Below are 14,197 nucleotides of genomic sequence, written 5' to 3'. Positions count from 1 at the left end.
GGAGGTCGATCAGGATGGTCCTCGCTTTGGTCGTGACCGGTGCGGCGCTCGCGCTGCTGGTGCTCGGGCTCTTCGGCTTCGGAGTGCGGCGCCGGGTGATCCAGCGGTCCGGTGGCACCTTCGACTGCAGCGCCCGGTTCACCGCCCCGCGCGCCGGCCAGTCGCAGGGCAAGGGCTGGCTCTACGGGGTGGCCAGGTACAACGGGGACCACGTGGAGTGGTTCCGGGTCTTCTCCTACGCGCTGCGGCCGCGCCGCACCCTCCAGCGTGACCGCATCCAGGTGCGGGACCGGCGACAGCCGATGGGCGAGGAGGAGCTGGCGCTGTTGCCCGGCGCGGTGGTGCTGAGCTGCCGCCACGACGAGTGGGACGTGGAGCTGGCGATGAGCGAGGACGCCCTGACCGGCTTCCTCGCCTGGCTGGAGGCGGCCCCGCCCGGCCAGCGGGTCAACGTGGCCTGACGTGGCGCCCCGAAGGGGCGCGGGGGCGGTTCGCATCATGCGGCTCCGCGAACCGGCCCCGCCGGATGGGCCGGATCGCCGCCGTCGGCCGGCGGCCTGCTGGCCGTCTCCGCGTGGGACATGGTCACGGCCGGGACGGCGTGCGTTCAGCCGTCCCGGCCGCGGCTTTCTCCGGGCCCGTGTGGGCGCCCCCTCAGGGGCGCGGCGCTCCGCCGTGTGGGCGCGACAAGCCGCCCACGTCCCGCGGTTTACCGACTGTCGGCGGCGGCTTGGCCCACGCCGGCTAGGCCGGCGCCGCCGAGGCCCGTGCTGATGGCGCTGGCCAGGGCGCCGTTCGTACTGTCGCCGGAGAACTCCCAGAAGAAGGCGCCGCCGAGGCCGCGTTGGCGTGCCCAGGCCATCTTGCTGGTGACGGTCGCCGGTGTGTCGTAGCTCCACCACTGGTTGCCGCAGTGGGCGTAGGCGGTTCCCGCCACGGTGCCGGTGGCCGGGCAGCGGGCGGCGAGGACCTTGTAGTCCTCGATGCCCTGTTCGTAGGTGCCGGGCGCGGGTCCGGTGGCGCTGCCGCCCGGCGCGCTTTGACTGACGCCGGTCCAGCCGCGGCCGTAGAAGCCGATGCCCAGCAGCAGCTTGTTCGCCGGGACGCCCTGCGCGATCAGCGCGTTGATCGCCGCCTCGGAGGTGAAGCCCTGGGTGGGCAGCCCGTTGTACGAGGTCAGCGGCGAGTGCGGGGCGGTGGGACCGGTGCCCGCCCAGGCGCCGAAGAAGTCGTAGGTCATGACGTTGAGCCAGTCGGCGTACTGGGCGCCGTAGGCGTAGTCGGAGGCGGAGATCCGGCCGCCGGACGAGGCGTCGGCGGTGATGGCCGCGGTGACCAGCTGGTCGCCGAAGACGTCGCGGAAGGCGCGCATCATGTCGCCGAAGACCCGCGGGCCGCTGCTGTCGCAGCTCAGGCCGCAGGCGTTGGGGTACTCCCAGTCCAGGTCGATGCCGTCGAAGACGCCGGCCCAGCGCGGGTCGTTGACCAGGTCGTAGCAGGACTGGGCGAAGCGCTGCGGGTCGCGCATGGCCTCGGTGAAGCCGCCCGACCAGGTCCAGCCGCCGAAGGACCAGAGGACCTGGATGTGCGGGTAGCGCTCCTTGAGCTGGCGCAGCTGGTTGAAGTTGCCGCGCAGCGCGCCCGGGTCCCAGGTGTCGGCGACGCCGCTGACGCTCTCGGCGGCGCTGTAGGCGCGGTCGTAGGCGGCGTAGGAGTCGCCGATCGCGCACTCGCCGTTGGTCACGTTGCCGAAGGCGTAGTTGATGTGGGTGATGTCCTCGGCGGTGCCGGAGTCCACGATGTCCTTGACGTGGTAGTCGCGGCCGTAGACGCCCCACTCGGCGAAGTAGCCGAGGTTGACCCGGCCGTCGGGCGGGGTGCCGCCGTTGTCGCCCCCGTCGTCTCCGCCGTCGTCCCCTCCGTCGTCGCCGTCGCCGCTGCCGTCACAGGGCTGGCCGTTGAGGAGGCAGTTGGCCGGGGCGCCGGCGCCGCTGCCGTTGAAGCCGAAGCTGGCGGTCTGGCCGGGGGCCAGGGAGCCGTTCCAGCCGGCGTCGCGGGCGGTCCAGTGGGTGCCGTTGTTGGTGACGCGGGCGTCCCAGGCGGAGGTGACGGCGGTGCCGGAGGGGAAGTCCCACTCCAGCGTCCAGCCGCTGAGGGGCTGGTCGCCGGTGTTGCTGATGGTCCACCGGCCCTCGAAGCCGGTGCCCCAGTCGGAGGTCTTGGTGTAGGTGGCGGTGGGGGTGGCGCCCTGGGCCGGGCCGGCCACCGCCACGATCCAGGCGAGGGGAAGGGCGAACACCGCGAGCAGGGCGGTGATTCGGCGTCTGACGCGTGGCAAGGAAGGCTCCTCGAGTCGGCCGGGTGAGATGTGGGGGAGCCCCGGGTGGCGGGGCGGGTCCGTGCCGTGGAGCGGTACGTCGACCGCGTTCGATAGCCGTGAGAGTAGAATGGTCCAGACCAACGGTCAAGAGGTCTGTACCACAGGCGAGTTGGGGGCTCGCCCCGGGGGTCTCAGCGGTCCTGGCCGCCCGTGACGTCCGCCTCCTGGGCCAGCACCGCCGCCTGCACCCGGCTGCGCAGCCCCAACTTGTGCAGGATCCGGCTCACATGGGTCTTCACCGTGGCCTCGGCCATGCCGAGCCGTTCGGCGATCTGGGCGTTGGCGAGTCCGGCGCCGACGTGCGCCAGCACCTCGCGCTCCCTGGGGGTGAGCGTGGCCAGCCGGCTCCGGTCGGCCGCGGGCGCCCGGGGCGCCGGCGCGGTGCGGGCGAACTCGGCGATCAGCCGGCGGGTCACGGCGGGCGCGATGGTGCCCTCGCCCGCCGCCACCGTGCGCACGGCCGCGATCAGCGAGGCCGCGTCGCTGTCCTTGAGCAGGAAGCCGCCGGCGCCGGCGCGCAGCGCGCCGAAGACGTACTCGTCGAAGTCGAAGGTGGTGAGCACCAGCACCTCGGCCAGCCGCTCACCGGTGATCCGCGCCGTCGCCGCGACCCCGTCGAGCACGGGCATCTGGATGTCCATCAGCACCAGGTCGGGCCGCAGCTCGCGGGCGAGCTCGACCGCGCGCTCGCCGTCGGCCGCCTCGCCGACCACCTCGATGTCGGGGGCGCTGCCCAGGATCAGCACCAGGCCCTGCCGCACCGCCGCCTGGTCCTCGGCGACCACCACGCGCACGGTCACGAGCCCGCCAGGGGGAGCGTGGCGCGCACCCGCCAGCGGGGCGCGCTGTCGGGGCCGGGCGCGGGTCCTGCGGCGAAGGCGCCGGCGAGCAGTTCGACGCGCTCCCGCATGCCGATCAGGCCGGTGCCGGAGCCGGGGGCCCGGCTGGGCGCGTCCGCGCCGTAGGGGCTGGTCACGGTGACGGTCAGCGCCTCCTCGTCCTGGGCCAGGGCCACCTCGACCTCGCCGGGCGCGGCGTGCTTGACCGCGTTGGTCAGCGACTCCTGGACGATGCGGTACGCGGCGAGCTCGACCGGGGTGGGCAGCGGGGCGTCGGCGGGGCGCTCGTCCCGGGCGGTGAACTCGAGCCGGCCGGCGCCGCCGTCCCTGGCGCGGCGCAACAGGGCCGGCAGCCCGTCGAGGCTCGGCACGGCCTCGGGCGCGTCGTCGCCGCCCGAGTCGCGCAGCAGCCCGATCAGCCGGCGCATCTCGGTGAGCCCCTGGGTGCTGTTCTCCCGGATCACGGACAGCGCGCGCCGGGTCGCGTCCGGCTCGTCCAGGGTGAGCGCGGCGGTGGAGTGGATGGCGATGGCCGACAGGTGGTTGGCCACCATGTCGTGCAGCTCCCTGGCCATCCGGGACCGCTCGCCCGCCACCGCCTGGGCCCGGTCCATCTCGGCCAGCAGCGCGGTCTGCTCGGCGCGCAGCCGCTCGGCGGCGGCCGCCTCCCGGTGGTCGCGGAGCATCAGCCCGGTCCACGCCGGGGTCGCGGTGATGCCGGCGCACACCACGCCGAGCAGCACGGCCTCCGGGGTGCGCAGCCAGACGATCGCGCCGACGGTGACGGTGATGCTGAGCACCACGCTGCCGTGGGTGACGGCCCGGCCGAACCGGGGGCGGCCGTAGAGCACCGCCGCGTAGACGACGTCCGTGAACATCACCAGGACGGCCAGCAGGCCGCCGGTGGCGGCGTCGACCGCGAAGGCGGCGACGGCCACGGCCAGCGCCAGCCGCGGCGCGGTGCGGCGCAGCAGCTCGGCGCCGCACATGGCGAGCAGCCCCACCAGCACCAGCGGGCCGTGCGGCCGGTCCGGCACGACCGTGTACATCCCGAAGGCGAGACCGAAGAGACCGCCGGCCAGGCCGGCCACGGCGATCCACACGTCGTGGCGGTGCGGGCGGGACGGTCGGGGCATGGCTCCATCGAAACACGTCGCGGGCGGTGCCGGGACCCTCCACCGGTCTACATCGAAGGATGCAGACGAGGGCCTCCGGATCACCGGCGAAGGGGACGCGGCGGCGGTCGGCGACGGTCGAGCATGGAGGCGACGGGGGAAGGAGTCGCTGTTGTGATCGTCGCATTCATCGTGGCCGCCGAGATCGCCTTCTGGGTGGTGCTCGCGGCCGGCCTCGCCGTCCGCTACCTGCTGCGCAGGCAGCGGGCGAGCACCGTGCTGCTGCTCGCTGTTCCGCTGATCGACGTGGCGCTGCTCGCCGCGACGGCCTGGGACCTGAGGTCCGGCGGCGAGCCGTCCTACACGCACGGCCTCGCCGCGCTCTACCTCGGCTTCACCGTCGCCTACGGGCACTCGGTGATCGCCTGGGCCGACCGGCACGCCGCGCACCGCTTGGGCGGCGGGCCGAGGCCGCCCAAGCTGGAGCTGTACGGGAGGGAGCGCACCGCCTACGAGTGGCGGATCTGGACCAGGACGCTGCTGGCCGCCGCCGTCACGGTGGTGGTGATCGAGGCGATGATCCTCTTCGTCGACGACCCGGACGCGGCGACCCCACTCCGCTCGACCGAGGGCGCGGCCGCCAGGGCGGTCGGCATCCACGCCCTGGTCGCCCTCTACTACATGATCTGGCCCGGCAAGGCGCCGAGCGGGCTGACGCCCGGGGAAGCGGTGCGGCGAGACGCCGGGTGAGGCGGTCGCGCCATGGCCCGGCCACCGGCCGGGGCCGTGCGCCCGCCTCACCGGCGTCGCGTCACCGGTTCTCGCCCGGCACCCACTGGATGTCGCCGGTCTCCTTGTTGGCCGTCCTGGCGAGGATGAACAGCAGGTCGGAGAGGCGGTTGAGATAGGTCGCGGTCAGCGGGTTCATCGTGTCGCCGTGCCGGTCGAGCGCGGCCCAGGTGCTGCGCTCGGCGCGGCGGACCACGGTGCACGCCTGGTGCAGCAGGGCGGCGCCCGGGGTGCCGCCGGGGAGGATGAAGCTGCGCAGCTTGTCGAGGTCGGCGAGGAAGCGGTCGCAGTCCGCCTCCAGGCGGTCCACGTAGCTCTGCTCGACGCGCAGCGGCGGGAACTCGGGGTCGGGGACGACGGGTGTGCACAGGTCGGCGCCGACGTCGAAGAGGTCGTTCTGCACCCGGACGAGCACGGCGCGCACCTCGTCCGGGAGCTGGCCGAGGGCCAACGCCGTCCCGATGACGGCGTTGGCCTCGTTGGCGTCGGCGTAGGCGGCGATGCGGGCGTCGGTCTTGGGCACCCGGCTGTTGTCGCCCAGCGCGGTGGTGCCCTGGTCCCCGGTGCGGGTGTAGATCCGCGTGAGATTCACCATGGCACGAGGGTATGGGTCACGCTCCCGCCTTGCGGAAGATGCGGGTGCCGAGGGTGATGGAGACGGCGGCGAGGCCGACCGCGACCAGCGCGCCGAGGGCCATGTCGCCGCCGTAGTCGCCGACGAAGGCGGCGCGGACCGCGTCCACCAGGTAGCGGAACGGCACGAAGTGGGAGACGGCGTCGAGCCACCCGGGGGCCAGGGCCATCGGCAGCAGGATGCCGGAGAGCAGCATCGCCGGCAGGTTGACGGAGTTGATGACCGGGGCGAACTCCTGGATGGTGTTGACGCGCATGGCGAAGGCGTAGGACAGCGAGGCGAGCGAGACGCCGAGCAGACTGACGAAGGCGAAGCCGATCAGCACGCCGAGGACGGGGGCGCGCAGCCCGAAGGCGACGCCGAGCAGCACCAGCAGCAGCGACTGGACGAGCAGTTGGGTGGCGTCCCGCAGCACCCGGCCGAGCAGCAGCGCGAGCCGGCTGACCGGCGTCACCCGCATCCGCTCCACGATGCCGAGCTGCTTCTCCATGATGATGCCGAAGCCGGCGAACGCGGCGGAGAACAGGCCGAGTTGGACGAGCAGGCCGGGGACGAGGGTCTGCCAGGAGTCGCCGCGGCCGCCCAGCGGCACGTCCTCGAGCAGCGGCCCGAAGAAGGCGAGGAAGAGGGTGGGTTGGAGCAGCCCGAAGACGAGGCTGATGCGGGAGCGCAGCGTCTGCCGGAGGTAGCGGCCGTAGACGACGCGGGTGTCGGCGAGCAGGTGGGACATGGTGGCGGTGGTTCCTTCGCTGGGGCGGTCCTGGACGGTCCTTGACGGTGCTTGACGGTCAGAGGGCGACGGGCGCGAGGTCGTCCTTCTTGGGGCCGCGCCCGGTGATGGCGATGAAGGTGTCCTGGAGGGAGGCGTCGGGGGAGCCGCCGTGGCGGGTCTTCAGCTCGCGCGGGGTGCCCTCGGCCGCGACCCGGCCGCCGTCGACGACGACCAGCCGGTCGGAGAGCTCGTCGGCCTCGTCCAGGTAGTGGGTGGTGAGGAAGACGGTGGTGCCCTGCTGGCCGCGGACGCGGCGGATCAGGTCCCACAGGTCGGCGCGGCTGCCCGGGTCGAGTCCGGTGGTGGGCTCGTCGAGGAAGAGCACCTCGGGGCGGTGGACGAGCGCCAGGGCGATGTCGAGGCGGCGCTTCTGGCCGCCGGACAGCTCCGAGCACTTGCGGCCGAGCAGCTCGGTCAGGTCGAGCTCGGCGGCCAGCTCCGCCGCCCTGGCCTCGGCCTCGGCGCGCGGCAGCCGGTAGAGGCGGCCCTGGAAGATGAGCTCGTCACGGACGAGCTCGTCGGGGGCGACGCCGCTGGACTGCGCGACATAGCCGATGACCCGGCGGACCGCCTCCGGCTCGCGGGCCAGGTCGTGGCCGGCGATGGTGGCGCTGCCCCTGGTGGGCGCGAGCAGGGTGGTGAGCATGCGCAGGGTGGTGCTCTTGCCGGCGCCGTTGGGGCCGAGGAAGCCGAGGATCTCGCCGGGCTCGACGGACATGTCGATGCCGCGGACGGCCTCCACCGTGCCGCGCTTGGTCTGGAAGGTACGGGCGAGGTCGTGGGTGGTGAGGATCGGTGCCATGAGCCCCAGAAAAGCAGAGAGACTGAAACATTGCAACGCCACCAAGTTTTAAGTTGGTCAAGGATGGCTACGATGAGGTCATGAGCGGCCTGAGAGAGCGCAAGAAACAACAGACGCGGCAGCACATCTCCGACGTCGCGACCGGGCTGTTCATCGAGCGGGGGTTCGAGGCCGTCACCGTGGCCGAGATCGCCGAGGCCGCCGAGGTCTCCGTCAACACGGTCTACAACTACTTCCCCGCCAAGGAGGACCTCTTCTTCGACCGCGCCACCGACAGCATCGAGCGCCCCGCCCGGCGCGTGCTGGAGCGGGCCCCGGGCGAGTCCGCGACCGAGGCGATCCTGCGCGGCCTGCGGCAGGACATCGAGGAGCGCCAGCCGTGGGTCGGGCTGAGCGAGGGCTACGGGAAGTTCATGCGCACCGTGTTCGCCTCCCCGGCGCTGCTGCACCGGCTGCGCGAGATGCAGCAGCAGACCGGCCAGCGGCTCGCCGAGGTGCTGCGCGCCGAGGCCGGCGCCGCCGCCGACGACCGGATCCCCGAGCTGGTCTCCGAGCACCTGATGTCGGTCCAGGCCAGCGTGTTCCGCACCGGCGGCGCCTGCCTGCTGAACGACGAGCCGGTGCCCGAGGTCGCCAAGCGCATGCTGGAGATGCTGGACGACGCCCAGTGGCTGATGAGCGACCGCGTCCTCGACTACGCCCGGCGCCCCGCCGCGTGACGCGCGTCTCTTCCCGCCCGTGCGCCGTGCCGAACGGCTACCGGTGGGTAGTAGGGTCGTGCACCCCTTAACTCGCACCGGATCGAGGGAGATCACGTGGCCAGGGAGCTCGCCGTCATCGGCGCCGGACTGATGGGTTCCGGCATCGCGCAGGTCGCCGCCCAGGCGGGCTGGCGGGTCACCGTGGTCGACACCACCGAGGAGGCGCTGCGCCGCGGCGTCCAGGGCGTCCAGGCGTCCTGGGCCAAGTTCGTGGAGAAGGGCAAGCTCACGCAGGACGAGGCGGCCGCCGCGCTGGAGCGGATCACCACCAGCACCGAGCTCGACGCCGTGGCCCACGCCGACATCGTCGTGGAGGCCGTCTTCGAGCAGGTCGAGGTCAAGCGCGAGCTGTTCCGCACCCTGGACGGCCTGGTCAAGGACACCACCGTGCTGGCCTCCAACACCTCGGCCATCCCCATCACCAAGCTCGCCGCCGCCACCCGCAACCCCGAGCGGGTCGTCGGCACCCACTTCTTCTCGCCGGTGCCGCTGATGAGCCTGTGCGAGCTGGTCCGCGGGCTCAAGACCAGCGACGAGACCCTCGCCACCGCCCGCGAGTTCGCCGAGTCCACCGGCAAGACCTGCATCGTCGTCGAGCGCGACGTCGCGGGCTTCGTCACCACCCGGCTGATCTCGGCCCTGGTGGTGGAGGCCGTCAAGCTCTACGAGGCCGGCGTCGCCTCCGCCGAGGACATCGACCTGGCCTGCAAACTCGGCTTCGGCCACGCCATGGGGCCGCTGGCCACCGCCGACCTCACCGGCGTCGACATCCTCAAGCACGCCACCGAGAACATCTACGCCGAGTCCAGGGACGAGAAGTTCGCGCCCCCGGAGCTCATGCGCCGCATGGTCGACGCCGGCGACTTCGGGCGCAAGACGGGCCGCGGCTTCTACGCGTACTGAGCCGCCAGTGACCGGCCGCGCCGCCGCCGGTCACTCGCCCGGGTGATCGGGGCGCCGGTTTCGGTATCGGTTTGAGCACGGCTGGCAACCCCGCCACCCACGGCACCGTCTGCTGTATAAGTCTGAAACCTTGAACTCTGAAGCACCGTCAGCCCAGTCAGCACCGTCAGCCGCTGTCACCACCACGGAACCGGGGGAGTCATCCATGCACATCAGGGGCGACCACGCGCGGCTGGTCGTCGCGGGCCGGCTCGACGTGCGCAGCGCGGCCGACGCCAGAACCGCCCTGCACCGCGCGGTGGACGCCGGGGACGGCGACCTGGTGCTCGACCTGGCCGGGCTCGACTCGTGGGACGCCACCGGGCTCGGCGTCATCATGGGCACCCACCGCAGGGCGGGGCGGTGCGGCCGGCGCCTGGTGCTGCACGATGTGCCGCCCCGCATGCGGCGGGTGTTGGTCGCCACCCGGCTGCACCGCGTCCTCACCATCGCCTCGTGATCCCGCTCGCGATCCCGCACCGTGATCCCACGGTGACCTGCCCACTTGTGCGAAGCGTCGGGCGGCGGCGGTAGCGTGGGGACAGCCAAGCTCCCCGGACCGCGCGTGAGAGACACTGACCATGGACCTCAACCACCCCGTACCCTACGGCGAACCGCCCCGGGACTCGGACGGCTCTGACGACGGTCCGCGCCCGATGGTCGAGTTGGTCGCGGGGGACTTCCTCCTCACCGTCAACCCCGTCGACGGCAGCGAGATCGTCTCCTGCCCACCGGGGCGTCGCCCGATAGCCCCGCGCCGGGCCCCCGGCGGCGAGGGCCCCGCGCCCGCCCACGAAGGACCGCTCCTGGAGCGCGAGGAGGAGCGGCACCGGCTCTACCGGCTAATGGCGCGCGGCCGCTCCGTCCGCCTCACCGGACCGGCCGGCAGCGGCCGCAGCACGCTCCTCAACGCCGTCGCCCGCGACTGCGCCGAGCTCGCGCCCTACGGCGTCATCCGGCTCAGCGGCTACCGGCGCGGCCCCAAGGACCTGCTGCACGAGCTGTACGCCGCCGTCCACCACACCCCCGGCTACCGCCCGGGACCCACCGAACTGGTCGCCGAGCTGCGCGAGGTCGGCGCCGTGGTCGTCATCGACGACATCGAGTTCGGCGGCACCGCGCTCGACGAGATCCTGGAGGCCACCCCCGAGTGCGCCTTCCTGATATCCGCGCGCCCCGGCGTGCCGGCCCGCGGCGAGCGCTCAGGCGTGACCGAGGTCACCATCGGCGGCCTCAGCCGCACCGCCTCCCTGGAACTCCTCGAACTCGCCGTCGCCCGCCCGCTCACCGACGTCGAGGCCGACTGGGCCGGCGACCTCTGGTTCCACAGCGAGGGCCTGCCGCAGCGCTTCGTCCAGGCCGGCGCGCTGCTGCGGCTGCGCGGCCAGACGTCCGGCGCCGCCGAACTGCCCGAGCCGGCCGACCTCGTCCTCGCGCTCGCCGAAGCCCTCCCCGAGGGCGCCCGCGAGATCCTGCGTCTCGCGGTGGCGCTCGGCGACGTCGTGCCGGGCCCCGAGCGGCTGCTCGCCCTCGTCGCCGACCCCGCGGCCCCCGACCACCACGCCGAGCTCGTGGCCAGCGGCCTGCTCAGCCCGATCGGCGCCCGCCACCGGCTGACCTCCGCCGCCCTCGGCGACCTGCTGGGCGCCGGCTACGCGGAGGGCGCCGAGGCCAGGTCGCTCACCGCGGCCCAGCACTACGCGGCGTGGTTCGGCCGCCGCGGCGCCACCGGCGCGGACGCCGCGGCCGAGGCCGAGGTGCTGCCCAGCGTCGTCCAGGCCGCGCAGCGCGCCGGCCACGCCGCCGCCGTCGCCGACCTCGCGCGGGTCGCCGCGCCGGCGCTCGCCGCGTCGCTCCGGTGGAACGTCTGGGAGCGGGTGCTGCGCAGCGGCGCCGAGTCGGCGCGCGGCGCCGGGGCGGTCGCGCAACAGGCTTACTTCCACCACGAGTTGGGCGTGCTCGCCATCTGCCAGGGGCAGCTGGCCCGGGCCCGCGCCGAGCTGGAGGCGGCCACGGCGCTGCGCGGCGTGCTGTCCGACGCGGGCGGCGCGGTCGCCGGCCGCCGGGCGCTGGCCCTCGTCGACGACCTCAGCCGGCCGCTCGCCCTGCCGCCGGCCGCCCAGGACGTCACCCAGCCGCTCGCCCTCCCGCCGGCCGCCAGCACGGCGCAGCTCCCGGCGGTCACCGCGCCCGCCTCGCCGGCCGCCGACGATGGCGGCGACCGGGAGACCACCCGCCTCACGCCCGTCGGCTCCGCCGCGCCCCCGCCCACGCGCGACCGCCGGCGCGGCATGCGGCGCAACGTGGCGGTCGCCGGCGCGGCGGCCGCGCTCGCGGCCGTCCTCGGCACGGTGGTCGCCTTCGGCCTCAGCGGCGACGGCGACAACCCGGACGACGGCGGCCGCCCCGAGCCCTCGCCCACCGACGACGACGCCCCCCTGACGACGGACGCCGACCCCACGGAGCCGACGCCCAGCGAGTCCCCGTCCCCGAGCGACGACCCCACGACCCCGTCGGAACCGACCACCGACCCCACGACGCCGCCCGAGACGGCGCCGACGTACGACGACCCGACGTACACGCCGGATGATCCGACGACGGGCGACGGTTCGTCGACCGGTGGCTCGGATGACGGAGGGGCCTCCAGCACCGGAGGCGACTCCGGCGGCAGCGACGGTGAGACGACGGAACCGGACCCCACGACCCCGCCCCCGGACCCCGAGCCCACCGAACCCGAGGAGCCGGAGGAGACACCCACCCCCGAGGAACCCACCGGCGAGCCGACCGAGCCAGGCGACTCCGGCGGCGAGTCCAACGGCGCGACGGCCTCGGGACCGGCCGACCCCACCGAGACGCCGACGGAGACGCCGACCGTGTGACGTTCCGCGGCCGCAGGCCGCGCGCGCCGCGCGGCCCGCGGCCGCGCCGGCGTCGGCCGTACTACCGCACGGAGTGCCCCCGCCGCCGGCCCGTCAGCGCGGCGGCATCACGCAGAACTCGTTGCCGTCGGGATCGGCCAGTACCACCCAGTCGACCTCGCCCTGGCCGATGTCGAGACGCTTCGCGCCGAGGGAGAGGAGACGGTCGACCTCCGCCCGCTGGTCGCCGTCGGCGGGCGGGACGAGGTCGAAGTGCAGCCGGTTCTTCCCGGTCTTCGGCTCCACCGGCGGGCCGCCCCAGGTGATCTTCGGGCCGCCGTGCGGTGAGCGGATCGCCGTCTCCTGGTCCTGGTCCCAGACCAGCGGCCAGTCCAGCGCCCGGCTCCAGAAGTAGCCGACCTCCTGCGAGCCGTCGCAGGCGAGCGCCCCGACGAAGCCGCAGTCGGCGAGGAAGTTGTTGCCCGGCTCGATGACGCAGAACTCGTTGCCCTCGGGGTCGGCGAGCACCACGTGCCCCTCCTCGGGGCGCTGACCGACGTCGATGTGCCGGGCGCCGAGGTCGAGCGCCCGCGCCACGACCTGCCGCTGGTCGTCGGGGGAGGTGCTGGTGAGGTCGAAGTGGGCCTGGTTCTGGCCCCGCTTCGGCTCCTCGGAGGGGAGGAAACGGAGCCGGAACCCGGTGTCGTCGCTCGGCAGGAGCGCGATGGCGTCGTGCGGGTCGTCGGCCGTCTCCCAGCCCAGGACGCCCGCCCAGAAGCGGGCGAGACGTTGTGGTTCGTGCGCGTCGAAACTGAGCGCGTGAAGGTGGGCGGTCATCCCCGTGACATCTCCGATCCGCTGGCTCACAGCCGCAGCAGCGCCATGCTAGGGAGGCGGGGACGGGCGGGCCAAGCGAATAAGACGCCAGCGGCCGTACTCAGAACAGCCGCAGCTTGTCGTCCTCGATGCCGCGCAGCGCGTCGTAGTCCAGCGTGACGCACCGGATGCCACGGTCGGTCGCCAGCGTGCGGGCCTGCGGCTTGATCTCCTGGGCCGCGAAGACGCCCTTCACCGGCGCGAGACGCGGGTCGCGGTTGAGCAACTCCAGGTAGCGGGTGAGCTGTTCGACGCCGTCGATCTCGCCGCGCCGCTTGATCTCGACCGCGATGGTCGTGCCCTCGGCGTCGCGGCCCAGGATGTCGACCGGGCCGATCGCCGTCGGGTACTCGCGGCGGATCAACGTGCTGCCCTCGCCCAGGGTCTCCATCCGGTCGGCCAGCAGCTCCTGGAGGTGTGCCTCGACGCCGTCCTTGATCAGCCCGGGATCGACGCCGAGTTCGTGGGAGGAGTCGTGCAGGATCTCCTCCATCGTGATGATGAGCTTCTCGCCGCCCTTGTTCTCGACGGTCCACACCGCCTTGGCGTCGCCGTCTCCCTCGGCCTCCTTCAGAGTGCACGGCGGCGACATCCAGTTGAGGGGCTTGTAGGCCCGGTCGTCGGCGTGGATCGAGACCGATCCGTCGGCCTTGACGAGGATCAGCCGTGGCGCGGAGGGGAGATGAGCGGTGAGGCGGCCGGCGTAGTCGACCGAGCAGCGGGCGATGACGAGACGCATGCGCTCAGCCTACGGGCCGGGGGAGTGCGCCCGTGCCACCCGTCCGGATCCGGGGGCGCGACGGTCCGGCTGGATGCGTCGCGGAGGTCATCACCACCCGACGGGTGCCGAGCGGCAGGACGCGGGAGTCGGGCTCCGTGAACCCGCCGGCCGCCGCCAGTTCGTCGGCCTCTCGCGCCGAGCGGGGCAACGGCACGTCCGGGGCGAGGAGTTCGGCGATGGCACCCGAGGGACTGAAGTGGGTGGCGAGGGGAAGGGTGAAGACCACGCGGCCGCCGGGGCGCAGCACGCGTCGCCAGTCGGCGAGGGCCCGGCGTCCGAGGAAGTGCAGGGCGGAGGCGCAGAACACGAGGTCGAGTGCCTGATCGGCGACCGGCAGCGGCACGGCGTCGCCGACGCGCCAGTCGATCCCCGGGGCGCCTCCCAGGGCGGCGGCGCGGGCCCGGCCCACGGCGATCATCCGGGGAGACAGGTCGACGGCCAGCACCGGCCGGGCCGTGCCGGGACGGTTCGCGGCGAGGTGCAGGGCGACGGCCCCCGCCCCGCACGCCACGTCGGCGGCGGCCTCGTCCGGACGCGGAGCCACCCACGCGACCACGGCCCGCGCGATCTCCTCGTGGCGCTCGTGGTCGTAGCCGTCGGCCAGTTCGTCGAAGTTCGCGGCCAGCGCCGCGGTCCTGGTCATCGGCC

Annotated in this window: 15 protein-coding genes; 6 read left to right on the top strand and 9 right to left on the bottom strand. The window is 73.8% G+C overall.

The window, feature by feature from the left end; translation table 11 throughout:
• The first annotated feature begins 14 nt into the window (after window positions 1–14).
• Window positions 15–461, top strand: coding sequence for a DUF2550 domain-containing protein (locus RNC47_RS15520; protein WP_311599212.1), 447 nt, complete (start codon window positions 15–17; stop codon window positions 459–461).
• A gap of 248 nt (window positions 462–709) precedes the next feature.
• Here the strand turns inward: RNC47_RS15520 and RNC47_RS15515 are convergent, their stop codons facing one another.
• From RNC47_RS15515 to RNC47_RS15505, 3 genes are all read right to left on the bottom strand, one after another.
• The gene (locus RNC47_RS15515) at window positions 710–2,338 is read right to left on the bottom strand and encodes a glycosyl hydrolase family 18 protein (RefSeq protein ID WP_311599210.1); all 1,629 of its coding nucleotides are present in this window, start codon (window positions 2,336–2,338) and stop codon (window positions 710–712) included.
• A gap of 173 nt (window positions 2,339–2,511) precedes the next feature.
• Window positions 2,512–3,180, bottom strand: coding sequence for a response regulator transcription factor (locus RNC47_RS15510; protein ID WP_311599208.1), 669 nt, complete (start codon window positions 3,178–3,180; stop codon window positions 2,512–2,514).
• Window positions 3,177–4,355 (bottom strand): sensor histidine kinase, encoded by a 1,179-nt coding sequence (locus tag RNC47_RS15505; protein WP_311599207.1) that lies wholly within the window; start codon window positions 4,353–4,355, stop codon window positions 3,177–3,179. The genes RNC47_RS15510 and RNC47_RS15505 overlap by 4 nt, the downstream gene beginning before the upstream one ends.
• A 153-nt stretch (window positions 4,356–4,508) precedes the next feature.
• Between RNC47_RS15505 and RNC47_RS15500 the strand changes: the two genes are divergently transcribed.
• Entirely contained in the window at window positions 4,509–5,084 is a 576-nt protein-coding gene (locus RNC47_RS15500) for a hypothetical protein (protein ID WP_311599205.1), read from the top strand.
• A 61-nt stretch (window positions 5,085–5,145) separates the two neighbouring features.
• Here RNC47_RS15500 and RNC47_RS15495 read toward each other — a convergent pair whose 3' ends face one another.
• From RNC47_RS15495 to RNC47_RS15485, 3 genes are read right to left on the bottom strand one after another with little or no spacing between them, the layout of a single operon-like run.
• Window positions 5,146–5,718, bottom strand: a complete 573-nt coding sequence (locus RNC47_RS15495) for a cob(I)yrinic acid a,c-diamide adenosyltransferase (RefSeq protein ID WP_311599204.1) — start codon at window positions 5,716–5,718, stop codon at window positions 5,146–5,148.
• Window positions 5,719–5,734: 16 nt separating this feature from the next.
• Window positions 5,735–6,487, bottom strand: coding sequence for an ABC transporter permease (locus RNC47_RS15490; RefSeq protein ID WP_311599202.1), 753 nt, complete (start codon window positions 6,485–6,487; stop codon window positions 5,735–5,737).
• A 58-nt stretch (window positions 6,488–6,545) separates the two neighbouring features.
• The gene (locus RNC47_RS15485) at window positions 6,546–7,331 is read right to left on the bottom strand and encodes an ABC transporter ATP-binding protein (protein WP_311599200.1); all 786 of its coding nucleotides are present in this window, start codon (window positions 7,329–7,331) and stop codon (window positions 6,546–6,548) included.
• Window positions 7,332–7,411: 80 nt separating this feature from the next.
• On the opposite strand from RNC47_RS15485, the gene RNC47_RS15480 reads away from it, so the two are divergent.
• The 4 genes from RNC47_RS15480 to RNC47_RS15465 all read left to right on the top strand — a co-directional run bounded on the left by RNC47_RS15480 (window position 7,412) and on the right by RNC47_RS15465 (window position 11,913).
• Complete coding sequence (locus RNC47_RS15480) at window positions 7,412–8,050, top strand: TetR/AcrR family transcriptional regulator (protein ID WP_311599198.1); 639 nt, start codon at window positions 7,412–7,414, stop codon at window positions 8,048–8,050.
• A 96-nt stretch (window positions 8,051–8,146) separates the two neighbouring features.
• Window positions 8,147–8,995 (top strand): 3-hydroxyacyl-CoA dehydrogenase family protein, encoded by an 849-nt coding sequence (locus RNC47_RS15475; protein WP_311599196.1) that lies wholly within the window; start codon window positions 8,147–8,149, stop codon window positions 8,993–8,995.
• 205 nt (window positions 8,996–9,200) lie between these two features.
• A complete protein-coding gene (locus RNC47_RS15470; protein ID WP_311599194.1) occupies window positions 9,201–9,494 on the top strand; it encodes an STAS domain-containing protein in 294 nt (97 codons plus the stop codon).
• A gap of 121 nt (window positions 9,495–9,615) precedes the next feature.
• Window positions 9,616–11,913, top strand: coding sequence for an ATP-binding protein (locus RNC47_RS15465; RefSeq protein ID WP_311599192.1), 2,298 nt, complete (start codon window positions 9,616–9,618; stop codon window positions 11,911–11,913).
• A 93-nt stretch (window positions 11,914–12,006) separates the two neighbouring features.
• Here RNC47_RS15465 and RNC47_RS15460 read toward each other — a convergent pair whose 3' ends face one another.
• The 3 genes from RNC47_RS15460 to RNC47_RS15450 all read right to left on the bottom strand — a co-directional run bounded on the left by RNC47_RS15460 (window position 12,007) and on the right by RNC47_RS15450 (window position 14,192).
• Window positions 12,007–12,729, bottom strand: coding sequence for a VOC family protein (locus tag RNC47_RS15460; protein ID WP_311599190.1), 723 nt, complete (start codon window positions 12,727–12,729; stop codon window positions 12,007–12,009).
• Window positions 12,730–12,829: 100 nt separating this feature from the next.
• A complete protein-coding gene (gene nucS, locus RNC47_RS15455; RefSeq protein ID WP_311599189.1) occupies window positions 12,830–13,507 on the bottom strand; it encodes an endonuclease NucS in 678 nt (225 codons plus the stop codon).
• 4 nt (window positions 13,508–13,511) lie between these two features.
• Entirely contained in the window at window positions 13,512–14,192 is a 681-nt protein-coding gene (locus RNC47_RS15450; protein WP_311599187.1) for a class I SAM-dependent methyltransferase, read from the bottom strand.
• Between the last annotated feature and the right edge of the window lie 5 nt (window positions 14,193–14,197).

The organism is Streptomyces millisiae (assembly GCF_031845425.1).
GTDB classification, from domain to species: domain Bacteria; phylum Actinomycetota; class Actinomycetes; order Streptomycetales; family Streptomycetaceae; genus Streptomyces; species Streptomyces millisiae.
Note: the sequence above shows the minus strand (reverse complement) of the source record. Positions and strands in the feature narration are given on the sequence as shown.